Source organism: Ruegeria sp. CI8 (assembly GCF_056536865.1).
Genome location: NZ_JBQFQL010000007.1, coordinates 32,857 through 55,287, shown reverse-complemented (window position 1 = coordinate 55,287; position 22,431 = coordinate 32,857). Strand labels below are relative to the sequence as shown.

Sequence of the window (22,431 nt, the reverse complement as noted above, 5' to 3'; positions counted from 1 at the left end):
AAGCCGAAGCCGAAGCCGAAGCCGAAGCCGAAGCCGAAGCCGAAGCCGAAGCCGAAGCCGAAGCCGAAGCCGAAGCCGAAGCCGAAGCCGATCGGGCTACGGCAACCGATCAGCAACCTGAGGCCAAGCGAAGCGGGTTCATGCCGGCGCTGATCGGTGGCGTCATCGCGGCGGCGCTGGGGTTCGCCGCCGGACGCAGCGATCTGCTTTGGCCGGCGGGGTCCGATCCGTCCGAGGCGATTGCAGCGCTTGAGACCAAGGTGTCCGACCAGGCTCAGCAACTGGCTGACCTGAGCAAGCAATTGTCTGAAGTTCCCGACCCGTCCGCTGATATCGCGGCGCTGAGCGCCAAGCTGACGCCGATCGAAAGCGATCTTGGCGCGCTCAAATCCAATGTCGACGATCTGTCCGGCAAGGTTGATCCCTTGGCGCAACGCGTCGCACAGCTTGAGGCACGACCGTTGACCGACGCTGCCTCGCCCGAAACGGTTGCGGCCGTCGAGGCCGAGCTGAAAAAGCTGCAGGATTCGCTGGCCGCCCAGCGTGCCGAAGTCGAAAAGATGGTCGCCGAAGCGCAAACCCTGGACGCGCAGGCCCAAGCCCGGGCACAGGCGGCAGAGAACCTGGCCGTGCTGTCCAAGGTTCAGGGTCAATTGGATGCCGGCGCACCCTATGCCGATCTGGTGGCCCAGTTGCAGACCGGCGGCGTGCAGGTGCCGGAAGCCCTGTCCGCTCCGGCCGGCGAAGGTGTGCCGACACTGACGGATCTGCGCGAGAGTTTTGCGCCTGCCGCCCGAACTGCGCTGGCAGATGCGCGCGAAGCCGACAAGGGAACGGGCCTCGTCGCCTTTCTTCAGCGGCAGACCGGCGCCCGGTCCGTTTCGCCAAAAGACGGCAATGATCCCGACGCCATCCTGTCACGAGCGGAGGCCGCGTTGGGCAAAGGTGACATCAGCACGGCCCTGACCGAGCTGGGCGCGCTTCCGGAATCGGCGCAGCCAGCTATGGCCGAATGGATCGCGGCTGCCAAAACCCGCCAATCCGCGGTCGAAGCCGCCAATGCGCTTGTGACAAGCGTGAACTCGAAATGAGGGGCCCGCCATGCTCTGGTCATTGTTGAAGATCCTGGTTTTTGTCGCGATCGTCGGCCTTCTGGCCATGGGGGCAGGCGTTCTGATGGAAACCAGCGGTGGCATCCAGATCACCGCGATGGGAACCGAGGTCACGCTCAGCCCGCTGCAGTCGGTGATCGCTCTGGGCCTGCTGGTTCTGGCGGTTTGGCTGTTCTTCAAGCTGCTCAACCTGCTGATTGCGACCCTGAAATTCCTCAACGGTGATGAAACTGCCCTTTCGCGCTATTTCGACCGCAGCCGCGAGAAACGGGGCTATCAGGCGCTGGCTGACGGGTTGATGGCGCTGGCCTCGGGCGAGGGGCGGACGGCCATGACGATGGCGCACAAGGCCGAACGGCTGCTCAACAAGCCGGAGCTGACCAACCTTCTGGTGGCCCAGGCGGCCGAAATGGTCGGTGACACCAAGAAGGCCTCGGAAACCTACAAGAAACTGGTGACGGATCAGGCCACACGTTTCGTCGGCGTGCGCGGAATCATGAAACAGAAGTTGGCCGAGGGCGATGATGAAACCGCGCGCAAACTCGCCGAGAAAGCACTGGCGCTAAAGCCGCGGCATCAGGAAACGCAGGATGTGCTTCTGAAACTGCAGACCAAGGCGCAGGACTGGGCCGGCGCACGGTCGACCCTGACCGCCAAGTTGAAGTCGGGCGCGCTGCCGCGTGATGTGTTCAAGCGACGCGACGCTGTTCTGGCGCTGTCCGAGGCCAAGGGAATTCTGGATGAAACCGCCAGTGTCGAACAGCAGGAGCGCGCGATCGAGGCGAACCGCCTCTCACCCGACCTGGTGCCGGCGGCGGCTATGGCCGCACGGGCCTACATCTCCAAGGGCAAGCCGCGCGCCGCGACAAAGATTCTCAAAAAGGCATGGGAGGCGCAGCCGCATCCGGATCTGGCCCATGCCTTTGCCGAGATCGTGCCCGACGAAACCGCCGAGGAACGGGTCAAGCGCTTTACGGCATTGACGCGCATCCATCCCGAACATCTGGAAACCCGCCTAATCCTGGCCGAGCTGAACATCGTCGCCGAAGACTTTCCCGAGGCCCGCCGGGCGCTTGGAGATGTGGTCGAGAAAGGTGCCGATGCCCGAGCCTATACCCTGATGGCCGCCATCGAGCGCGGCGAAGGGGCCTCGGACGCGGTGGTACAGGGCTGGCTGGCCAAAGCGTTGAATGCGCCTCGCGGGCCGCAATGGGTTTGCGACAACTGCCATGACATCGAGGCTGAATGGGCGCCGGTCTGCCCCAACTGTCACAGCTTTGACACGCTCAGCTGGCAGACGCCCAAAACCCCCGAGATCGCCACGGCGACGGGTGTTCACATGCTGCCTCTGATCGTGGGGGCGTTGGAAGACCGCTCGGATATGGCCGAGGACGCCGAGATCGCGGATATCCCCGAGCCTGAGATTTTCGATGCCAGCATGGCAGACCAGGCCCCCGAAGAGCCTGCGACCGAAGACGCCGGACCGAAACCAGCCTAGCGGGCGGTTTCGACGTCAAAGGCGTCGTTCCACAGTTTGAACAACTCTGCCCGGCGGTTCGGGTCGCTGGCCACCAGAAGGGCGGGCGAAAGGGGGATGAACCGTCGTGCGCTGGGCGTCAGCCCGGTCTCGGCCGAGTCCATCCGGGACACAAGCCCCGAGGTTGCGAGCAAGTCCTGTGCCTGGGCAGAGAGCAGGAAATCCAGCAAACGGGCTGCGGCGGCGCTGTTGCCTGCATTCTTCGGGATCAGAAAGGCGCGGGACAGGACGAGGGTGTAATCCTCGGGCAGGATCACCCCAACTGCCGGGTCCTGGGCATTCGCGACATATGAGCCAAGCACGTTGTAGGCGATCAGGAACCGGCCCTCGGCAACGTCGCGAATGATCTCGGCGGAACAACAGGTGGCGATGGCATCTATGCGCGCGAAACCTTCGATCAGTGACCCGAAGGTGGTCGCCTCGAGACTGTCTCCATAGGCAAACAGATACCCCAGCCCCGAGGCCGCGATGTCATAGGTCGCCACCCGGCCGCGCAGCAGGTCGGGGCGGGTGCGCATCGCGTCCAGCAGGGCAAAGCGGCTGCGCGGCACTTCAAGGTCGTCCAGACGGTCCTTGTTGTAGACGATGACGGCGGGTTCGGTGGTGATCCCCCACAGCTCGTCCCGCCAGCGCCGAGCCGGTGGCAGCGCCTGCGTCTGGGCCGAGCTGTAGCGGTGGGCGCAGGCGGCATTGACCAACCAGACCATCTGCTGAACGGCCGAGGAAAACACCGCATCGGCCGGGCTGTGGCCGGTCTTGCAGGCCGTCTTGCTGTGCTGGAACAGCGCGTTCGAGCCCCATTGTTCATAGGTGATGGTCAGGTCTGGGTTCTGCGCCGCGAACTGTTCCATCACCGGGCGGATAATGCCGATATCCGTGGTCGAGCGCACAAGCAGGGGGGTGGGCCCGGTGCCGAATTCGGTAACTGCTTCCTGCGCCGCGGTGCGGGTACCCAACGTCAGCAGGCACAGGGCCAGCGGGATCAGAAACCGTATCATGCGCCTGTTCCTTCGGTGGCGGCCGGAAAGTTCAGCGATACGCGAAACCCGTCATCGGTGCGGGTCATCTCGACGGTGCCGTCAAAGGCCTCGGCGGTGGATTTGACGATCGACAGGCCCAGCCCGCTGCTGTCCTCGCCCGACCCTGCGTTCCGGTTGAACCGGTCGCCCAGCCGGGCAGAGACCGACGTTTCCGGCCCCGGGCCGCTGTCGCGCACCCACAGAATGGCCCGGTCACCATCCAGGCTAGCCCCGATGCTGACCGGGGCCTTGCCGTGGCGCAGCGCGTTGCCCAGCAGGTTCTTGGTGGCCTCGCCCAGCGAAAACGCATCGCCCCGCACCCAGACCGGGTCTTCCCCGATTTTCAGATTCACCTCGACGCCGGGGGCGATCACCTCGTGGTCGCTCTGCTCCAGCGCCTCGAGCGCCACTTCGCGCAGATCGACCGGCAGGCGCGGGGCGCTGTCGATGCGGTGGATGACCATCGCGCGCGACAATAGCTGATCCAGAAGTGTCCCGAGCGACCGCGTACGGTTCAGCAGCCGGTCCAACGCGCGGTGGCGAGCCGGGGCATCCGGATCCGCCTGCGCGATTTCGGCCTGGACCCGGATCGCCGCGACCGGGGTGCGCAACTGATGCGCGGTGTCGGCGATCAGATTGCGCATCGACAGAACCTGCCTGTCCAGCCGCCCCATGAACCGGTTCATCGCCGCAATCATGACCTGCAATTCGCGCGGCAGCCCATCGCTGGCCACGGGCGTCAGGTCGTAGGGGTCGCGGCGGATCAGGTCGTCCGACATCGCCTCGAGCGGGCGCAGCGCCGAACGGGTGACGAACCACGACATGATCAGTAGCAACGCGCCGGCAACCGCCATCGGCAGCAGGGCATCTAGCATCAGGCCGGCGGTCATCGCGCGCCGTGCAAGCAAGGTCTGCCCGACCACGATTTCGACTTCGCCGGAAAAGTCCCGCTCGGCGAACAGGCGGGGCACACGGACGAACCGGGCTGGTTCCCCGTTCAGGTCTGCCGCGAAATACTGGGCCGACTGGCTGAAGGGTTGCGGGGGCGCGATCACAGTGTCCGGGTCCAGCCCGGTGATAAAGCGCCCGTCGGGCCCGCGCACCGCGTAATAGATCCGGTCATCCGGGGCCTGGGCCAGCAGCTCAAACGCCGAAACCGGAAGGTCGACGATAGGCTGGCCGTCCTGGATGCGCACGGATTCGGCGATGTCGCTGGCGGCGCCCAGCAGCAGCCGGTCATAGGCCTGACGGGCCGCCAGCCGCCCGTTGGCCCAGATCGACAGGCCGACCAGCACGCCGCCCAGAATAAGGATCAGCATCACCGCGCTCAGCACCCGGGCGGTCAGGCTGTGGGGCAAGGTTGGCTTAACCATGCAGGCCGATCCGGTACCCGACCCCGCGCTGGGTTGTGATGGCCACGCCGCTGCCCGAGAATTTTTTGCGCAGCCGCGCGATATACAGCTCGATCGCGTTCACGCCCACATCGGCATCCTCGAACCCGTAAAGCGAGTCGTACAGCCGCGCCTTGGACAGGAACTGCCCCTCGTGCCGGATCAGGGCGTCCAGCACGGCGGCCTCGCGCGCGGTCAGGTTCAGGCGTTTGCCGCCCAGCGTGGCGCTGCGGTCCTTGGGGGCATAGACCAGCGGGCCCAGCGTGATCTGCTCGCTCTTGCGGTCGGCATCTCGGCGCACCAGCGCCCGCAGCCGCGCCTCGAGCTCGCGCTGGTCGAAGGGTTTGCCCAGGTAATCGTCGGCTCCTTTGTCCAGCGCAGCGACCCGGTCCTCGACCGCAGTCAGTGCGGTCAGCATCAAGACTGGAATGCGGTCACCCCCGCCACGGATTTCGTCCAGAAAGCCCAGGCCCGACCCGTCGGGCAGGTTGATGTCCAGCAGGATCGCGTCATAGCCCTGGACCGCGCGGAAATCGCGCGCTGCCTCGACCGAGGTCGCCAGATCGCACACGACACCGGACCGGCCCAGATGGGCCACGACGCCCTCGGCCAGATCCTCGGCATCCTCGATCATCAATACGCGCATTGTCCCCCCGAACGCCCGTCGCAACATGACAGGTTCGTGACAGCATTATTCGTTAAAGAAAATCAACCTGCAAGGAAGGGCTGCGCGCCCGGCTCCCTGCAGGGACCGGTTTCGTCTGTGTAACAGCAGGCCAAGAAGACCCTAGGAGGAGAACCAAATGAAACTGTTTGGAACCGGCGGCGTCGTAGCCGCTGCCGTATTCGCCCTGACCGGCTTTGCCGCCAGCGCTCAGGAATGCATTGCACCGGCCAACCCCGGTGGTGGTTGGGACTTTACCTGCCGTCAGGTGGGCAAGTCGCTGCAGGATCTGGGCCTGATCGACCAGACCATGCAGGTCGTGAACCTGGCCGGTGGCGGCGGTGGCGTGGCATTTGCCGAGGTGGTGAACAAGCGCAATGACGACAACAACCTGATTGTCGCCGCAAGTGCCGCAACTGCAACCCGTCTGGCCCAGGGCGCCTATCCGGGCAACACCATGGATCAAGTCCGCTGGCTGGCCGCGATCGGCGCCGATTATGGCGTGATCGCCGTGGCTGCCGATAGCCCCGTCAACACCCTGCCCGAGCTGCTGGACCAGATCAAAGCCGACCCGGCTTCGGTTTCGGTTGCTGGCGGTTCGGCCGTGGGCGGCTGGGACCACCTGAAGGTGCTGATCGCGGCCAACGCCTATGGCATCGACGATGTCCGCTCGGTCAAGTACATCGCCTTTGACGGCGGTGGCGAGGCGGTGACCCAGCTGCTGGCCGGCTCGGTCCAGGCCTTTACCGGTGACATTTCCGAAGCCAAGGGTTTCGTGGATTCCGGCGACATCAAAGTGATCGCGGTTCTGGCGCCCGAGCGTCTGCCCGGTGAATTCGCTGACTTCCCGACCGCCAAGGAACAGGGTGTGGATGCCATCGGCGCCAACTGGCGCGGTTTCTACGCTCCGGGCGGCATGTCGGACGAGGCCTACAACGACTGGGTCGCAAAAATCGGTGACCTGTATGCGTCGGACGAGTGGAAAGAAGTGATGGCCGCCAACGGTCTGGCTCCGCTGGACCTGCAGGGCGAGGACTTCCAGAACTTCGTTGCCGAGTCCGTCGGTCAGATCCAGACCATCTCGAAAGAGATCGGGATCATCAAGTAACCGCACCACTCACGTGCAGGCGGGTGCCGCGACAGCGTGGCGCCCGCACTCTTTTTTCCCGAACAACAGGAGACACCGATGAGTGACCGCATCTTCGGGGTTGTCGGACTTCTTCTTGCCATTGGTTTCGCGATATCCGCGCTGGCGATCGAAGAAAGCTTTCTGTCCGATGCCGTTGGGCCCAAGGCCTTTCCTTTGATCATCGCCGCCATTCTGGGCGTGTCCAGCGCGGTGATCGCCCTGCGCCCGGACGCCGAGCCGGAATGGCCGGCCCTTGGCCGTCTGGTCGAGATCGCCGCCGCGGTGGTGGTCATGATCCTGTATGCCGAATTGCTGCCCGAGCTGGGCTTCGTCATCGCCACGGCCTTTGCCGCGGCCTACCTGGCCTGGCGATTGGGGTCCGGCCCGATCGAAAGCGTTCTGGTCGGCGTGGGTACCTCGGTTGGCATCTACGTCATTTTCCACCTGGTTCTGGGCCTGTCTCTGGCCAAAGGGCCGCTGGGTTTCTAGGGGGCGATCATGGAAACTTTTGCATCCTTGGCCGATGGGTTCGCCATCGCGCTGACTTGGCAGAACCTGATGCTGGCCCTGTTGGGCTGCTTTCTGGGTACGGTCATGGGCGCGCTGCCGGGCCTTGGCCCGTCGAACGGCGTGGCCATCCTAATCCCACTGGCCTTCACGCTGGGGCTGGGCGCGACGCCGTCGCTGATCCTGCTGACCAGTGTCTATTACGGGGCGATGTACGGGGGGCGGATCTCGTCGATCCTGCTGAACATCCCCGGCGACGAGCCTGCGATGATGACCTGTCTGGATGGGCATCCCATGGCCAAAAAAGGCCTGGCGGGGGAGGCTCTTTCGCTGTCGGGTATCGCCTCGTTTGTCGGCGCGTTCCTGGCGACCTGGGGTCTGATCCTGCTGGCGCCTCAGCTGGTCAAAGTGGCATTGCTGTTCGGCCCGGCCGAATATTTTGCCCTTTTTGCGCTGGCGTTCATGACGCTGGGCGGTGTGTCGTCGACCAACCAGGCCAAATCGGCTTTTGCCGCCGCGCTGGGGCTTGGGCTGGCGACCATCGGCGTTGATACCCAAACGGGCGTGCCGCGCTTTACCTATGGCGAAGTGCATCTGTACGACGGGATCGATTTCCTGGTGGCCATCGTCGGCCTGTTTGCCCTGTCCGAGGTGTTCATTTTCCTCGAACACCGGCATGGCGGGTCTGACGCCGAGGGCAGCAAGCTGAAAATCGGCAAGCTCTACCCTCCGATGTCGATGATCAAGAGCTGCACGCCGACGATGCTGCGCACCTCGTTCCTGGGCTTCATCGCCGGGGTTCTTCCCGGGGCCGGGGCATCACTGGGGTCGTTCATTTCGTACTCGATGGAAAAGCGGCTGGTGGACAAGAAAAACACCTTTGGCACCGGTGATCCGCGCGGCGTGGCCGCGCCCGAGGCTGGCAACAACGCCGCCGCCGGAGGCGCATTGGTACCGATGCTGGCGCTGGGCGTTCCGGGGTCGGGTACCACGGCGGTACTGCTGGCGGTGCTGCTGGCGCTGAACATCACGCCCGGGCCGCTGCTGTTCACCCAGAACCCGGATGTGGTCTGGGGCCTGATCGCGGCGCTGTTCATCGCCAACTTCATGCTGCTGGCCATGAACATCCCCATGGTGGGCCTATTCACCCGCGTGCTGATGATCCCGTCGCGCATCCTGATGCCGATCGTGGCCATGGTCAGCTTTGTCGGCATCTATGGCATTTCCGGGTCCAGCTTTGACCTGCTGGTGATGATCGGGTTCGGCGTGATGGGCTGGGTCCTGCGCAAGCTGGACGTGCCGCTGGTGCCGATCATTCTGGGTACCCTGCTGGGCAACGCGATGGAGAACAACCTGCGTCGCGCCGTGACCATCGACAATGGCAACTGGTGGACCCTGATCGACAGCCCGCTGTCCATCGGGTTGTGGACAATCGCGATCATCGGCTTTGTCCTGCCCCTGATCGTGGGCGCCCGGGTGAAGGCCAAGATGCACCAGCGTCGTGACGAAGAAGGCGCGATCAGCGATTGATCTGCCTGTCCGCCGCCCGCCGAGATGGTCGGGCGGCGGATCGATTGCCGGCCCGTGACCCGCAGGGTCGGCCTGCCGATTGTCCCAGACACTTCGCTTTGCTAACGTCACTCTCGCGTCGGGGAGGGCGTGCAAACCGAAATGCTGGATTACTCGCATAACGCTTGGCTCGTAGCGGCCTCGTTGGCCGTCGCACTCATGGCCGGTTTCACCGGCCTGTATCTGACGCATGGTGCTTCAAAGCTGGATGACCAGAGGCGGAAGTTCGTCGTCGCCCTGGCTGCGGTCATTCTGGGCGGCGGCATCTGGTCGATGCATTTCGTGGCCATGCTGGGCCTGCAACTGCCGATCCTGTTTTACTATGACGCGTTGATCACTCTGATCTCGGCCCTGGTTGCCATTCTGATGGTCGGGCTGGCGCTGCTGCTGTTGCATTTTCGCGCGCGTAGCCCGGGCACGATTGTCGGCGCGGGTGTGATCGTGGGTCTTGGTATCGTGGTGATGCACTATATCGGCATGGCCGGGATGGAGCTGTGCCGCCCCGTCTACACCGCATCGGACGTTGCGATCGCGACCGTGGCCTCGGTGGTGCTGTCAGTGCTGGCGATCTGGGTTGCCTACGACAATCGCACCCAGCGCAATATCCTGCTGGGCACCGTCTGTTTCGGCCTGGCCGTGTTCACCATGCACTTCGTCGCCACGGGCCTGACCGATTTTACCGCGAGTGACAACGCAGGTGGCGCGGGCCCGGCTTTGAACAATCAGGTTCTTGCGATGGGGGTGACCGTTGCGGTGTTCCTGATTTGCGGGGCATTTCTGCTGACCGGGATCACCTTTATCGGGCCCGAGCCGGCGGTCGAAGCGCCGCAGCCGGAACCGGCTCTGCGCGCCGGCGTCCCGTTCGAGCGCGAGGGCCAGACCTTTTTCACCGAACCAGCGCGCGTCGCCGCCATTCGGGCCGAGGGGCACTACACCGTTTTGTACATGGGCGCCGAGAAACTGTTCTGCCCTTGGTCGATCACCGAGGCCGAAACCCGCCTGAAACCAGACGGCTTTTTGCGGGCCCACCGAAGTTACCTTGTGAACCCCAGACACGTTTCCCGGTTTGAGCGGCACAAGGACAACGGCACCTGTTATTTCGACCAGGTCGATGCGCTCAGCAAGGTGCCGGTCAGCCGATCCCGCCTGACGGACATCCGCGAGGCGCTGGGCCTCTGATCGCAACTCGTGCAGCCCATTCGCATTTCGTGAAACAACCCGCGCCCCCCGTTCCTGCGCGATAGCCTGCGCACGCCCTCAGGACTTTGCTTGATCCCAAGGCCCCGACGTGAACGGGCCAAGGGAGGAAAACATGATACCAGCCGGTTTCGAGTATCACCGGCCAGGCGACATCGCCTCGGCCATCGGCATTCTGCAGGAACACGGGGACGAAGCGCGCGTGATCGCAGGCGGGCACAGCCTGATCCCGATGATGAAGCTGCGCATGGCCGAGATGGGCCATCTGGTCGACCTGCAGGCCATCGAGGAACTCAAAGGCATCGAGGTCGGGTCAGATACTGTGACCCTGGGCGCGATGGTCACGCAGCACGAGTTGATCACTCACGACGGTCTGGCCGACGCGATCCCGCTGATCCGCGAAGCGGCGCTGCAGATCGCGGATCCGCAGGTGCGATACATGGGTACGGTCGGCGGGAACGTGGCCAACGGGGATCCGGGCAATGACATGCCGGGTCTGATGCAGTGCCTGAACGCGTCGTTCGAACTGTCCGGACCTGACGGCACCCGCAGCGTCCCGGCCCGCGATTTCTACGAGGCGGCCTATTTTACCGCCCGCGAGGACGAGGAGATCCTGACACGGATTTCCATCCCTGTTCCCGGCCCCGGTGTCGGGCAGGCCTATGAAAAGCAGAAACGCAAGATCGGCGACTACGCAACCGCGGCTGCCGCAGTGATGGTTGGCAACGGTCAGGCATCGGTGGCGATGACCAACCTGTCCGACACGCCCGTCTGGTCTGACGCGGCCAGCGCGGCACTGGCTTCGGGCGATGTCGACGGCTGCGTGGCCGCGATGCTCGAGGCGATCGACCCGGTGGCCGACAACCGCGGACCCGTCGAATTCAAGAAACACGTGGCCGCCGTGATGCTGCGCCGCGCCATCGACCGTGCGCAGAGCCGCGCGGGCTGAGGGGAGGAACACAGATGTCGAAGATGCATGTCAAACTCACCGTGAACGGCAAGCAGGTCGAAGGCCTGGCCGAGCCGCGCACGTTGCTGATCCACTTCCTGCGGGAAGATCTGAAAATCACCGGCCCGCATATCGGTTGCGAAACCAGCCACTGCGGAGCCTGTACGGTGGATATCGACGGCAAATCCGTCAAATCCTGCACAACCTTCGTGGCGCAGGTGAACGGGGCCGATATCACGACCGTCGAAGGGCTGACCAACGACGACGGCAGCCTTGGTGTGCTGCAGGAAATGTTCCGCGAGCATCACGGGCTTCAGTGCGGTTTCTGCACGCCGGGCATGATCACCCGCGCGCATCGCCTGCTGCAGGAAAACCCCAACCCGACCGAAGAAGAAATCCGCTTTGGCATGGCCGGCAATCTCTGCCGCTGTACCGGGTACCAGAACATCGTCAAGGCAATCTCGGCCTCGGCTGACATGCTGAACGCGCAGAAGGAGGCCGCGGAATGAACGACCAGACCATGACCCCCGAAGAACGCGCCGCCAACCTCAAGGGGATGGGCAGTTCTCGCAAACGCGTCGAGGACGTGCGCTTTACCCAAGGCAAGGGCAACTACGTCGATGACATCAAGCTGGACGGAATGCTGTTCGGCGCCTTTGTCCGTTCACCCTATGCCCATGCCCGCGTTGTCAGCGTCAACAAAGAGGCCGCTCTGGCCGTGCCCGGTGTCGTGGCCGTTCTGACGGCCGAGGACTTGGCGCCGCTGGGCCTGCACTGGATGCCCACGCTTGCCGGCGACAAGCAGATGGTGCTGGCCGACGGCAAGGTCCTGTTCCAGGGCCAGGAGGTGGCCTATGTGGTTGCAGAAGACCGCTATGTCGCCGCAGATGCCGTCGAACTGGTCGAAGTCGAATACGAGGAACTGCCGGTTCTGACCGACCCGTTCGAGGCGCTGAAATCTGACGTGGTGCTGCGTGAAGATCTGGAAGGTCAGACCGAAGGCGCCCACGGGCCGCGCAAGCATCACAACCACATCTTCACCTGGGAACAGGGCGACAAGGACGCGACCGAAGCCGTTCTGGCCGAAGCCGATGTGGTGGCCGAGGAAATGGTCTATTACCACCGGACCCACCCGTGTCCGCTTGAGACCTGCGGCTGCGTGGCCAGCATGGACAAGGTGACCGGCAAGCTGACGCTGTACGGCACCTTTCAGGCGCCGCATGCGATCCGCACCGTCGTGTCCCTGATTTCGGGCCTGGCCGAGCACAATATCCGGGTGATCAGCCCCGATATCGGCGGCGGTTTCGGCAACAAGGTGGGCGCTTATGCGGGTTATGTCTGTTCGGTCGTGGCCTCGATCGTCACCGGTCAGCCGGTGAAATGGGTCGAGAACCGGATGGAAAACCTGATGTCCACCGCCTTTGCCCGCGACTACTGGATGCAGGGCAAGATCGCCGCCACCAAAGACGGCAAGATCACGGGCCTGTGGTGTCATACAACCGCGGACCACGGTGGGTTCGACGCCTGCGCCGACCCGACCAAGTTCCCGGCCGGGTTCATGAACATCTGCACCGGGTCCTACGACATCCCGACCGCCTATCTGGCCGTGGACGGCGTCTACACCAACAAGGCTCCGGGGGGTGTGGCCTATCGCTGTTCCTTCCGCGTGACCGAGGCCGCCTATTTCATCGAGCGGATGATCGAGGTTCTGGCCATCAAGTTGAACATGGACGCGGCCGAGCTGCGCCGGATCAATTTCATCAAGGCCGACCAGTTCCCCTATCAGTCCGCGCTGGGATGGGAATATGACTCGGGCGATTACCACACCGCCTGGGACAAGGCGCTGGCTGCGGTTGGATACGAGGATCTGCGTGCCGAACAGGAACAGCGGGTCGAGGACTTCAAGGCCGGCAAGACGCGCAAGCTTCTGGGGATTGGTCTGACGCATTTTACCGAAATCGTCGGGGCAGGGCCTGTGAAGAACTGCGATATTCTGGGCTTGGGGATGTTCGACAGCTGCGAAATCCGCATCCACCCGACCGGGTCAGCCATCGCGCGGCTGGGGACGATCTCACAGGGCCAGGGTCACGCCACGACCTTTGCCCAGATCATCGCCAGCGAGATCGGTCTTCCAGCCGACGACATCACGCTGGAGGAAGGAGACACCGACACCGCGCCCTATGGCTTGGGCACCTATGGTTCTCGGTCCACGCCGGTTGCGGGGGCTGCAACGGCCATGGCTGCACGCAAGATCCGCGCCAAGGCGCAGATGATCGCGGCCTACCTGCTTGAGGTTCACGACGACGATGTCGAATGGGACGTGGACCGGTTCGCGGTCAAAGGCGCGCCCGAGCGGTTCAAGACGATGAAAGAGATCGCCTTTGCCGCCTACAACCAGGCCATCCCGGGGTTGGAGCCGGGTCTGGAGGCCGTCAGCTACTATGACCCGCCCAACATGACCTATCCGTTCGGCGCCTATATCTGTGTCATGGAGATCGATGTCGATACCGGCGAATGGGAAGTCCGGCAGTTCTATGCGCTGGACGATTGCGGAACCCGGATCAACCCGATGATCATCGAAGGTCAGGTTCATGGCGGTGTGACCGAGGCGCTGGCCATCGCGATGGGTCAAGAGATTGCCTATGATGAGATGGGCAACGTCAAGACCGGCACGCTGATGGACTTCTTCCTGCCAACCGCGTGGGAAACGCCCAACTATACGACCGATCACACGGTGACCCCCTCGCCGCATCATCCGATCGGCGCGAAGGGTGTCGGCGAAAGCCCGAATGTGGGTGGCGTGCCGGCGTTCTCGAATGCGGTGCACGATGCGTTCCGGCCGTTTGGCCTGGTTCAGAGCCACATGCCGCATGACCATTGGCGGATCTGGAAGATCGCCAACGGTTTGGGGATGCACGGGTAGTCGGTTTCGGACCGGCGAGGCCCGGTCCGACCGAACGGAGGGGGTGCTGACCCCCTCCGACCCCCTCGGGATATTTTGGTCAAACGAAGATTGGACCCTGGTGTGACACTGAGTGACGTTCAGAACGGTTTGGCCCAGCAGGGCTATGTTGCCGACGACCGGTTGGCGATGGCGTTGCATTTGGCCCAGACCCTAGGACGACCGCTGCTGCTGGAGGGTCCGGCCGGTGTCGGCAAGACCGAAGTGGCCAAGGCTTTGGCGGCGTGGCGCGACGCCCGTTTGATCCGCTTGCAGTGTTACGAAGGGTTGGACGCCAGTCACGCGATCTATGAGTGGAACTACCAGCGGCAGCTGCTGGCCATCCGAGCCTCCGAGGCGCGCGGCGGAACCAGCGAGGCCCAGCTGTTTTCTGATGACTATCTGCTGAAGCGGCCGTTGTTGGAGGCGATCAGCGCCGATGATCCGCCCGTTCTGCTGATCGATGAGATTGACCGGGCGGATGAAGAATTTGAGGCCTACCTGCTTGAAATCCTGTCGGACTTTCAGATCACGATCCCGGAACTGGGGACGATTTCCGCCAAAACGCGACCCATCGTCATTCTGACCGCGAACGGTACGCGCGATCTCTCGGATGCGCTGCGGCGGCGGTGTCTGTACAGCTTTTTGAACTACCCGTCCGGCGAGACCGAAATGGCCATCCTGCGGGCACGGATGCCCGAAGTCGAAGGGCTGTTGGCGCGCCAGATCATCGGAGTGGTTCAGAACCTGCGCAAGGAAGATCTGGAAAAGACACCCGGCATTGCCGAAATGCTCGACTGGGCCGCGGCCCTCTCGGGTCTTGGCGTCAACGATCTGTCCCAATCACCCGAGGCCGTACAGGCCACTCTGGTCTGTCTGCTGAAGACCGCTGCGGACTATGATGCCGTTCCACCCGAGGTGATGGATCGCCTGATCGGAAAGGTCGCGTGATGCAGGTAACACGGTTTCCATCGCGAGCGCACGGATTGGCCGACCGTATGGCGGGATTCGTGGCGCATCTGCGCGGGAACGGTTTGCGGGTCGGACCGCGTGAGACCGGAGATGCGCTGGCCGCACTGGCCTCGGTCGAGGCCACCGATGTCGGACAGGCGCGGGATGCCTTGTGTGCCCTGATGTCCGGGGATGCCGAGGATTGGCGGCGCTTTGACGATTTGTTCGATGCCTATTGGTTCAACGCGGGCAAGCAGCGGAACGGTGTCGCACAGAACACCCATGTCAAGGTCCAGTCGGCCAAGCCGATGATCTGGCAGACCGAAGATCGCGGAGATTGCGCTGACGATTCCCCCGATGCGCAGGATGCCAGCACCCCGGATTCCGGGGATGGACAGGCCCAAGGAACGGACGGGAAGCTGATCGCAACCCGGACCGACAACCTGTCACGCCGCGATCTGCGCGAGTTGATGGATGAGCAATCCCTGCGCCGGGCCGAAGCCGCGGCGCTTGCCCTGGCGCGGGCGATCCGGGATCGACGTTCGCGCAGGCGCAAACAGGCGCGGCGGGGTCCGGCGCTGGACATGCGTCGCATCCAGCGGGCGAGCCTTGCGCGCGGAGGCGAGCCTTTGGAGCTGTTTCGCCGTGCCCGACCGCCACGCCCGATGCGGATCGTCGCGCTGTGCGATGTCAGCGGGTCCATGACCGTCTATTCGCGTGTATTTCTGGCCTTTCTCAAGGGCCTTGTGGCCAGCGGAACGGATGCGGATGCCTATCTGTTTCACACGCGGTTGATGCGGGTCACCGATGCATTGCGGGACCACGACAGCTTGCGCGCCGCTGGGCGGTTGTCGCTGATGGCCGAAGGTTTTGGCGGCGGCACGGACATCTCCGGCAGTCTCGAAAGGTTTCTGGACGGATATGGTGCGCGGGCGCTGAATGGGCGCACCATCGTGCTGATCCTTTCGGATGGCTATTGCAGTTCTGACCCGCAGGCGCTGGGCGCGGCTTTGGCGAGGATCCGGCGCAAGGCGTGCCGGATCGTCTGGCTGAACCCCCTGAAAGGTTGGGAGAATTATCAGCCCGTTGCCGCCGCCATGCAGGCCGCCTTGCCCCATCTTGATGCGCACCTTCCGGCAAACACGCTCGACGCGCTGGCCGCGTTGGAGCCCGAGTTTCAAAAGTTGTGAGAGGAACCGATCATGCCTGGTTTCGACATTTTCGACACGATTGACCAGTTGCGCAGCAGCGGTGAGGCGTTCTGCGTCGCAACGGTGGTGCGGACGGCAGATGCGACTTCGGCCAAGGCGGGCGCCAAGGCGGCGATCACCCGGGACGGGCGGATTCTCGGCCATCTGGGCGGAGCCTGTGTCCAGCGGGCGGTGCGCGCCTCGGCACAGGAAGCGCTGGCCAGCGGTGCGTCGCGGATGATCCGCGTGAAACCCTCGGACAAGGTGGTGGCAATGACCGATCCGGATGGCGTTCAGACCTTCAAGAGTGGCTGCCCATCCGGCGGTACGGTCGATCTGCTGGTCGAACCCTATCAACACGCACCCCGCCTGGTGATCTTTGGCGATACCCCGATTGCCCATGCGTTGGCGGCTCATGCGGCATTGGCCGGGTTGCGCGTATTCGTTTCGTTTGAGGCCAGCGACGAAGCGGCGCAATCATGTTTCGACCCAAACGACGCGGATGCGTTGGGGGTTGAGCCCCGCGATTTTGTGGTCGTCGCCTCGCAAGGCCAGAACGACAGGGCCGCGTTGGCCTCGGCGCTGGGTACGCCGGCAAGGCGGGTGTCGATGGTGGCCAGCCAGCGCAAGGCAAAGGTGCTGTCGGCCAGGTTGGTATCGCAGGGCATGGACACCGAGAAGGTTGCGCGCCTGAAGTCGCCTGCCGGGCTGGATATCGGGGCCATTGATCCGCATGAAATCGCCTTGTCGATCCTGGCCGAGATCGTGCGCTGGCGAAATGCGGACACCGCCGAGGAGACAACTCATGATGAAAAACTTGCGTAGCTGGGTGGCGCGGCTATGGCCGCCCCGGCCCGCTCAAACCCCCGAGGATGCCGCGGAACAGGCGCTGCGCGTCTTTCCCAGATGTTGCTGAGCAGAGGAATACCCAATGGAACTGACTGACGAAATTCGCATTGCGGCCCCCCGGGACGCGGTTTATCGCGCGCTGAACGATCCCGAGGTTCTGCGTGAATGCATCCCCGGCTGCGAAGAGCTGACCCAGACCGCCCCCAACGAGCTTGAGGCCAAGGTGGTTCTGAAAATCGGTCCGGTGAAGGCGCGGTTCGCTGGCGAGGTGACGCTGGACCAGACCAACGCCCCCGACGGGTTTTCGCTGGTGGGCGAGGGCAAGGGCGGAGCCGCAGGTTTTGCCAAGGGTGGTGCGGACGTCACGCTGACCGAAGATGGTGACGAGACCGTTCTGACCTATACCGCCAAGGTTGATGTCGGGGGCAAGATCGCCCAGTTGGGCAGTCGTCTGATCGCCGGGACGGCCAAGAAGCTCTCGGGCAAGTTCTTCACCCGGTTCGGCGAGGTCGTATCCGCGCAAACCGCTGCCTGAGGCAGGCGCCCGGCGCCGTTCCGGTTGACGAATTGCGTGAGGGGGGTATGCACCTGCATAGTATTTGGCGCTGATGCAGCAGGAGACAGTGGTGCCCCCCACCTCGAAAATTGCCGAACTTGAGAATTGGCTGGTGATGAAGCCCGCTGACCTCAAGTCGATTCGTCAGCTGGTCACACGGCTGGAACATGCGCCCAAGGCTCCGGGTTCGGCCGGTCGTTTTTCTGCCGCGCAAGCGGACATCGTGACCTCGCTGGGCGCCGATTGGCAGGCGGATCTATTTGAGCCCGAGCACATGGTCAAACAGTACCGCGCATGGTTGGCTGCATTGCGAAGCCGCGGAGTTTCGCAAGCGGTGCCGATCGGGCAGGTCTTTTCCGGGCGCGTCCTCAAAGTAAGCGGGCAGAACGCCTATTGCGGCGTTTTTCTGGACTTCTTCAAAGAGACCGGCGCCATCCCGGCGTTGTGCAATGACTGCTACAAGGTGCAGATTTTGCCGCATGACCTGCGTGCAATGTTCCAGACCTATGCTCTGCTGCTGAAGCTGGATCTACCCAATGACAATGCCCGCAAATGCATGATCGAGCTGCGCGACGGGATCAAATTTCCGTACAAGGCCTATATCTATTGCGACACGGTTGATGACGTGCGCGCCTGCCTGCAGGCGTTCCGCGATCTTCAGGCCAAGCATGGCATTGAAGGAATCAGCAGCAAGATCTCGCACGGATGTTCGGAATACGGGCAGAAGTATCCAGCATTCAAATTTCCGGAAACCGATGACGCGCCCGAGTTCGTTCCCGATCCGCAATGGCCCGCTATCGAAAAGGCCTATTTCAGGTCGATCAAGCTTCTGGCACAGGCCCGGGACAGCAACACCCGTGGGCATGTGAGCCTGCGCGATGTCTTCGCCTTCTGCACATGGGTCAAATACGCCGACCTGATCGGCGACCCGACCAGCGAGGCCTACGCGGCGCTGCGCGGACCGGACCTTCCCCAGCAATTCATCAAGCGGGCGCGGTCTCAGGCAAAGATCCGTCGCCGCGAGATGGAGGACTTGCAGAAGACGGAATGAGAGCCGACCACCCGTTCGAGGGTGGATTGCGCGGTCGTCAAATCTTTTCGGGGATATGGTGCCCAGGAGAGGACTCGAACCTCCACGTCCATACGGACACTAGCACCTGAAGCTAGCGCGTCTACCAATTCCGCCACCTGGGCAGGTGTCGTGGAGGGGCGTTTAAGCCTACTCGCCGAGGGCGTCAACAGGATTCGAACGGATTATCGAAAGTTTTTTTTCGGTCACCTTCTCGCGGCGCGATCCCGTCGGTTCCGGCAGTGTTTTTTGCCTTATGCGCGGCGTTATTGCGCCTTGTTTGCCGGGCTTTGGAGCGGTAGATCGGAACAAGACCTACACAGCAGGAGCCCAACCATGTCCAAACTGGTCACGATTTACGGTGGATCGGGATTCGTCGGCCGCTATATCGCGCGACGCATGGCGAACGAAGGGTGGCGTGTACGGGTGGCGGTCCGCCGTCCGAACGAGGCAATCTTCGTCAAGACCTATGGCGTCGTGGGCCAGGTCGAGCCCATTCTGTGCAATATCCGCGACGATGCCTCGGTGGCCAGTGCGATGCATGGCGCCGATGCGGTCGTCAACTGCGTGGGCGTTCTGAACGAACTGGGCAAGAATGGATTTGGCGCCGTGCAAGCCGAAGGCGCGGGCCGCATCGCCCGTCTGGCGGCCGAGCAAGGCATTTCCCGCATGGTCCACATTTCGGCCATCGGTGCTGACGCGAATTCCGACAGCGAATACGCCCGCACCAAGGCGGCAGGTGAGGCTGCCGTGCTGACCCATATCCCCGATGCCGTGATCCTGCGACCCTCGGTGATCTTCGGGACCGAAGATCAGTTCTTCAACCGTTTCGCCGGCATGACCCGTATCTCGCCCTTCCTACCGATCTTTGGTGCCGACACCCGGTTCCAGCCGGTGTTTGTGGATGACGTGGCGCAGGCCGCGGTCAAGGGTGTGTTGGGTCAGGCCGCACCGGGCGTCTACGAATTGGGTGGGCCTGAGGCCAAGACCTTCCGTGAGCTGATGCAGCAGATGCTCGGGGTGATCCACCGCCGCCGCATCATCATCGGTCTGCCGTTCTGGGTTGGGCGGATCATGGCGGGGGTTCTGGACATGCTGAAATTCATCAGCTTCCAGCTGTTTCCGAACAACATCCTGACCCGCGACCAGTTGAAGAACCTGCGCCGTGACAATGTGGTGTCCGAAGGAGCGAAGGGTTTTGCCGATCTGGGGATCGAGCCTGCTTCGCTGGAATCGGTTCTGCCGGAATACCTGTGGAAATTCCGCCCGTCGGGTCAGTACGACGACATCCAGAACTCGGCCCGGAACCTGCGCATCTGATCAGCTGTAAGCGACAATCAGCAGGATCGTACCCAGGATCACGCGATAGATCACATATGGCGTGAAGCTGACGCTACGCAGCAGACGCATCATCAGGTTCAGCGCCAACAGGGCCGAAACAAAGGCGAACACGGCTGCAATGGCGCTGTCCTTGGCCAGCTGAGCGTTGGCCTGCCCGATCACGTCCAGCGACAGCAGCGCGCCCGAGGCGATGATTGTAGGGATCGACATCAGCATCGCGATGCGCGCGCCGTCCTCGCGGGTATACCCCAAGTACCGCGCGCCGGTGATGCAGATCCCCGACCGCGAGGTTCCGGGAATCAGCGCCAGGACCTGCCACAAACCCAGGACAAAGGCGTCCCGCAGCCCCCAATCTGCGGCCTCTTTGGTCTGGGGGCTCTTCTGGTCCATCCAATACAGCAGCAATCCGAAGCCCAGCATCGTCCACCCGATCACCGCCACGGACCGCATCGCACTGCTGAGGCCGGTCAGGTGCAGGATGGCACCAACGATAACGGTCGGGATGGTGGCCACGATCAACGCCAGGGCCAGTCGGGACTGTGGGGTGTCGATGCGCCCGCGCAAAGCACGTGGCAGGCCCGCAAGGGCCAGTTTCACGTCGCTCCAGAAATACAGAACCACCGCGCCCAATGTGCCCACATGCACCGCGACGTCGATGGCGAGGCCCTGGTCTTCCATTCCGGTGAGGCTTGGCAGCAGGATCAGGTGGCCTGATGACGAAATCGGCAGAAACTCGGTGATCCCCTGGATGATCGCCACCAGAATCAGCTGAAAAAGACTCATCTGCCCGCCCGTGTTTGCGCCCGTGTTCTTTGCATTCAAGGCGTATAAGCGCGATCAGCAAAAGGAAAGTCAGGATTTAGGTCCGAAGTGGTCCTAAAAATGAACAGAAAGTCGCCCAAAGAGATCGATCTTTCCGATTTTTTCCAATTTAGGTCAGCACAATTGACTTTTCATCCGAATTGGCTTCGCATAAAGAAATCCGACCAAGCCAATTCATGGAGTCTGACCGTGGCCAAGCAACCAATGCTGAAATTTGTGCAGATCGATCGTGACATGCCTGAAAAGCGCGCCGCAACCGATCGCAGAGCGGACTTTCATGAAATCTATGCCGAATACGCTGCCGAAAAAGCCGCCGAGCAGGCCAGCCGTTGCAGCCAATGCGGTGTGCCGTACTGTCAGTCGCACTGCCCGCTGCACAACAACATCCCCGACTGGCTGCGCCTGACCGCCACCGGACGGCTGGAAGAAGCCTATCAGACAAGCCAGGCCACCAATACCTTCCCCGAGATCTGCGGACGTATATGCCCGCAGGACCGCCTTTGCGAGGGCAACTGCGTGATCGAGCAATCGGGCCATGGCACTGTCACCATCGGTGCGGTCGAGAAATACATCACCGACACCGCGTGGGAGGAAGGCTGGGTCAAGCCTGTCGCTCCAACCGCCGAACGCCCGGAAAGCGTAGGCATCATCGGGGGTGGGCCCGGTGGTCTGGCGGCAGCAGACATGCTGCGCCGGGCCGGGATTCAGGTCACGGTCTATGACCGCTATGATCGCGCGGGCGGGCTGCTGATGTACGGTATTCCGGGCTTCAAGCTGGAAAAGGACGTGGTTCAACGCCGAAACGACCTTCTGGCCGAGGGTGGCGTCACTTTTGAACTGAACTGTGACGTCGACGCTGCCAAGTTCGCCGAAATCCACGCAAAACATGACGCCGTGATCATTGCGACGGGCGTCTACAAGTCGCGGGATCTGTCTATGCCCGGCAGCGGCCTGCCCGGTATCGAAAAGGCGATCGATTTCCTGACTGCCTCGAACCGCAAAAGCTTTGGTGACGAGGTTCCCGAGTTCGACGATGGCCGCCTGAACGCCGAGGGCAAGAAGGTGGTAGTGATCGGTGGCGGTGATACGGCGATGGATTGCGTCCGCACCTCGATCCGCCAGGGCGCGACCTCGGTCAAATGCCTGTATCGCCGCGACCGGGCGAACATGCCTGGCTCGCAGCGCGAAACACAGAACGCCGAGGAAGAGGGCGTGATCTTTGAATGGCTCAGCGCGCCCAAGGGGTTTGTCGGCGATGAGCGGGTCACCGGCGTGATGGTGCAGAAGATGCGCCTGGGCCAGCCCGATGCCACCGGCCGCCAGGCCCCCGAAGTGATCGAAGGCGCGGATTACGTCGAAGAAGCCGATCTGGTCATCAAGGCGCTGGGCTTCGAGCCCGAGGACCTGCCCACCCTGTTCGGCCAGCCCGACCTGCCGGTGACCCGCTGGGGCACCATCAAGGCCGCGTTCGAAACCGGCGAGACCGAGATGGACGGCGTCTATGCCATCGGTGACATCGTGCGCGGCGCCTCGCTGGTGGTCTGGGCGATCCGCGACGGCCGCGACTGCGCGCAAGCCATCATCGACCGGTTCAACGGCAAGGCTGCGCTCGCCGCAGAATAACCTACAGCCCAGCGA

Annotated in this window: 20 protein-coding genes and 1 tRNA gene; 16 read left to right on the top strand and 5 right to left on the bottom strand. The window is 63.1% G+C overall.

Annotated elements, in window-relative coordinates; genetic code table 11:
* Together ACR0DA_RS18620 and ACR0DA_RS18615 are read left to right on the top strand one after the other, a co-directional pair.
* Window positions 1-1,091 (top strand): COG4223 family protein (locus ACR0DA_RS18620; RefSeq protein WP_480755222.1); only part of this gene is annotated, 1,091 nt, incomplete at its 5' end.
* A gap of 10 nt (window positions 1,092-1,101) precedes the next feature.
* Complete coding sequence (locus ACR0DA_RS18615; RefSeq protein WP_480755221.1) at window positions 1,102-2,610, top strand: heme biosynthesis HemY N-terminal domain-containing protein; 1,509 nt, start codon at window positions 1,102-1,104, stop codon at window positions 2,608-2,610.
* Here ACR0DA_RS18615 and ACR0DA_RS18610 read toward each other — a convergent pair.
* The 3 genes from ACR0DA_RS18610 to ACR0DA_RS18600 are packed head-to-tail and all read right to left on the bottom strand — an operon-like array spanning window position 2,607 to window position 5,705.
* Complete coding sequence (locus ACR0DA_RS18610; RefSeq protein ID WP_480633862.1) at window positions 2,607-3,647, bottom strand: ABC transporter substrate-binding protein; 1,041 nt, start codon at window positions 3,645-3,647, stop codon at window positions 2,607-2,609. The two genes, ACR0DA_RS18615 and ACR0DA_RS18610, sit on opposite strands and share 4 nt — an antisense overlap.
* Window positions 3,644-5,041, bottom strand: coding sequence for a sensor histidine kinase N-terminal domain-containing protein (locus tag ACR0DA_RS18605; RefSeq protein ID WP_480755220.1), 1,398 nt, complete (start codon window positions 5,039-5,041; stop codon window positions 3,644-3,646). Before ACR0DA_RS18605 ends, ACR0DA_RS18610 begins: the two co-directional genes overlap by 4 nt.
* The gene (locus tag ACR0DA_RS18600; RefSeq protein WP_093963855.1) at window positions 5,034-5,705 is read right to left on the bottom strand and encodes a response regulator transcription factor; all 672 of its coding nucleotides are present in this window, start codon (window positions 5,703-5,705) and stop codon (window positions 5,034-5,036) included. The genes ACR0DA_RS18605 and ACR0DA_RS18600 overlap by 8 nt, the downstream gene beginning before the upstream one ends.
* Before the next feature lie 157 nt (window positions 5,706-5,862).
* Between ACR0DA_RS18600 and ACR0DA_RS18595 the strand changes: the two genes are divergently transcribed.
* The 12 genes from ACR0DA_RS18595 (at window position 5,863) to ACR0DA_RS18540 (ending at window position 18,612) form a co-directional block, all read left to right on the top strand.
* A complete protein-coding gene (locus tag ACR0DA_RS18595; protein ID WP_170361035.1) occupies window positions 5,863-6,831 on the top strand; it encodes a Bug family tripartite tricarboxylate transporter substrate binding protein in 969 nt (322 codons plus the stop codon).
* Window positions 6,832-6,909: 78 nt separating this feature from the next.
* Window positions 6,910-7,341 carry a tripartite tricarboxylate transporter TctB family protein gene (locus ACR0DA_RS18590; protein ID WP_170340610.1) on the top strand — a complete coding sequence of 144 codons (432 nt, stop codon included), beginning with the start codon at window positions 6,910-6,912 and terminating at the stop codon, window positions 7,339-7,341.
* 9 nt (window positions 7,342-7,350) lie between these two features.
* The gene (locus tag ACR0DA_RS18585) at window positions 7,351-8,889 is read left to right on the top strand and encodes a tripartite tricarboxylate transporter permease (protein WP_093963852.1); all 1,539 of its coding nucleotides are present in this window, start codon (window positions 7,351-7,353) and stop codon (window positions 8,887-8,889) included.
* Between the two features lie 141 nt (window positions 8,890-9,030).
* Entirely contained in the window at window positions 9,031-10,107 is a 1,077-nt protein-coding gene (locus ACR0DA_RS18580; RefSeq protein ID WP_170365947.1) for an MHYT domain-containing protein, read from the top strand.
* Between the two features lie 133 nt (window positions 10,108-10,240).
* Window positions 10,241-11,074, top strand: a complete 834-nt coding sequence (locus ACR0DA_RS18575; protein WP_222457837.1) for an FAD binding domain-containing protein — start codon at window positions 10,241-10,243, stop codon at window positions 11,072-11,074.
* A gap of 14 nt (window positions 11,075-11,088) precedes the next feature.
* Complete coding sequence (locus tag ACR0DA_RS18570) at window positions 11,089-11,583, top strand: (2Fe-2S)-binding protein (RefSeq protein WP_093963851.1); 495 nt, start codon at window positions 11,089-11,091, stop codon at window positions 11,581-11,583.
* Complete coding sequence (locus ACR0DA_RS18565; RefSeq protein ID WP_480755219.1) at window positions 11,580-13,997, top strand: aerobic carbon-monoxide dehydrogenase large subunit; 2,418 nt, start codon at window positions 11,580-11,582, stop codon at window positions 13,995-13,997. The genes ACR0DA_RS18570 and ACR0DA_RS18565 overlap by 4 nt, the downstream gene beginning before the upstream one ends.
* Before the next feature lie 168 nt (window positions 13,998-14,165).
* A complete protein-coding gene (locus tag ACR0DA_RS18560; RefSeq protein ID WP_254434022.1) occupies window positions 14,166-14,966 on the top strand; it encodes an AAA family ATPase in 801 nt (266 codons plus the stop codon).
* Entirely contained in the window at window positions 14,966-16,156 is a 1,191-nt protein-coding gene (locus ACR0DA_RS18555) for a vWA domain-containing protein (protein WP_480755223.1), read from the top strand. The genes ACR0DA_RS18560 and ACR0DA_RS18555 overlap by 1 nt, the downstream gene beginning before the upstream one ends.
* A gap of 12 nt (window positions 16,157-16,168) precedes the next feature.
* On the top strand, window positions 16,169-16,981 hold the full coding sequence (locus ACR0DA_RS18550; protein ID WP_170600737.1) for an XdhC family protein: 813 nt from the start codon (window positions 16,169-16,171) through the stop codon (window positions 16,979-16,981).
* Window positions 16,982-17,087: 106 nt separating this feature from the next.
* The gene (locus ACR0DA_RS18545) at window positions 17,088-17,540 is read left to right on the top strand and encodes an SRPBCC family protein (protein ID WP_170370423.1); all 453 of its coding nucleotides are present in this window, start codon (window positions 17,088-17,090) and stop codon (window positions 17,538-17,540) included.
* A gap of 91 nt (window positions 17,541-17,631) precedes the next feature.
* On the top strand, window positions 17,632-18,612 hold the full coding sequence (locus tag ACR0DA_RS18540; protein WP_480755218.1) for a hypothetical protein: 981 nt from the start codon (window positions 17,632-17,634) through the stop codon (window positions 18,610-18,612).
* A gap of 56 nt (window positions 18,613-18,668) precedes the next feature.
* On the opposite strand, the gene ACR0DA_RS18535 is transcribed toward ACR0DA_RS18540, so the two are convergent.
* Window positions 18,669-18,755 (bottom strand) — tRNA-Leu (locus tag ACR0DA_RS18535).
* A 211-nt stretch (window positions 18,756-18,966) separates the two neighbouring features.
* Here ACR0DA_RS18535 and ACR0DA_RS18530 point away from each other — a divergent pair.
* A complete protein-coding gene (locus ACR0DA_RS18530; RefSeq protein WP_170342505.1) occupies window positions 18,967-19,950 on the top strand; it encodes a complex I NDUFA9 subunit family protein in 984 nt (327 codons plus the stop codon).
* On the opposite strand, the gene ACR0DA_RS18525 is transcribed toward ACR0DA_RS18530, so the two are convergent.
* Window positions 19,951-20,754 (bottom strand): undecaprenyl-diphosphate phosphatase, encoded by an 804-nt coding sequence (locus tag ACR0DA_RS18525; RefSeq protein ID WP_170438847.1) that lies wholly within the window; start codon window positions 20,752-20,754, stop codon window positions 19,951-19,953.
* Between the two features lie 228 nt (window positions 20,755-20,982).
* Here ACR0DA_RS18525 and ACR0DA_RS18520 point away from each other — a divergent pair, with 228 nt between their 5' ends.
* Window positions 20,983-22,416, top strand: coding sequence for an NAD(P)-dependent oxidoreductase (locus tag ACR0DA_RS18520; RefSeq protein ID WP_170529472.1), 1,434 nt, complete (start codon window positions 20,983-20,985; stop codon window positions 22,414-22,416).
* Window positions 22,417-22,431: the final 15 nt, after the last annotated feature.

Bases quoted from the DNA above. Each gene is read 5' to 3' on its own strand.
- ACR0DA_RS18615 (WP_480755221.1), top strand. From the start codon at position 1,102: ATGCTCTGGTCATTGTTGAAGATCCTGGTTTTTGTCGCGATCGTCGGC.
- ACR0DA_RS18555 (WP_480755223.1), top strand. From the start codon at position 14,966: ATGCAGGTAACACGGTTTCCATCGCGAGCGCACGGATTGGCCGACCGT.
- ACR0DA_RS18600 (WP_093963855.1), bottom strand. From the start codon at position 5,705: ATGCGCGTATTGATGATCGAGGATGCCGAGGATCTGGCCGAGGGCGTC.
- ACR0DA_RS18550 (WP_170600737.1), top strand. From the start codon at position 16,169: ATGCCTGGTTTCGACATTTTCGACACGATTGACCAGTTGCGCAGCAGC.
- ACR0DA_RS18580 (WP_170365947.1), top strand. From the start codon at position 9,031: ATGCTGGATTACTCGCATAACGCTTGGCTCGTAGCGGCCTCGTTGGCC.
- ACR0DA_RS18610 (WP_480633862.1), bottom strand. From the start codon at position 3,647: ATGATACGGTTTCTGATCCCGCTGGCCCTGTGCCTGCTGACGTTGGGT.
- ACR0DA_RS18590 (WP_170340610.1), top strand. From the start codon at position 6,910: ATGAGTGACCGCATCTTCGGGGTTGTCGGACTTCTTCTTGCCATTGGT.
- ACR0DA_RS18525 (WP_170438847.1), bottom strand. From the start codon at position 20,754: ATGAGTCTTTTTCAGCTGATTCTGGTGGCGATCATCCAGGGGATCACC.
- ACR0DA_RS18575 (WP_222457837.1), top strand. From the start codon at position 10,241: ATGATACCAGCCGGTTTCGAGTATCACCGGCCAGGCGACATCGCCTCG.
- ACR0DA_RS18605 (WP_480755220.1), bottom strand. From the start codon at position 5,041: ATGGTTAAGCCAACCTTGCCCCACAGCCTGACCGCCCGGGTGCTGAGC.
- ACR0DA_RS18570 (WP_093963851.1), top strand. From the start codon at position 11,089: ATGTCGAAGATGCATGTCAAACTCACCGTGAACGGCAAGCAGGTCGAA.
- ACR0DA_RS18530 (WP_170342505.1), top strand. From the start codon at position 18,967: ATGTCCAAACTGGTCACGATTTACGGTGGATCGGGATTCGTCGGCCGC.
- ACR0DA_RS18545 (WP_170370423.1), top strand. From the start codon at position 17,088: ATGGAACTGACTGACGAAATTCGCATTGCGGCCCCCCGGGACGCGGTT.
- ACR0DA_RS18565 (WP_480755219.1), top strand. From the start codon at position 11,580: ATGAACGACCAGACCATGACCCCCGAAGAACGCGCCGCCAACCTCAAG.
- ACR0DA_RS18585 (WP_093963852.1), top strand. From the start codon at position 7,351: ATGGAAACTTTTGCATCCTTGGCCGATGGGTTCGCCATCGCGCTGACT.
- ACR0DA_RS18595 (WP_170361035.1), top strand. From the start codon at position 5,863: ATGAAACTGTTTGGAACCGGCGGCGTCGTAGCCGCTGCCGTATTCGCC.
- ACR0DA_RS18560 (WP_254434022.1), top strand. From the start codon at position 14,166: ATGGCGTTGCATTTGGCCCAGACCCTAGGACGACCGCTGCTGCTGGAG.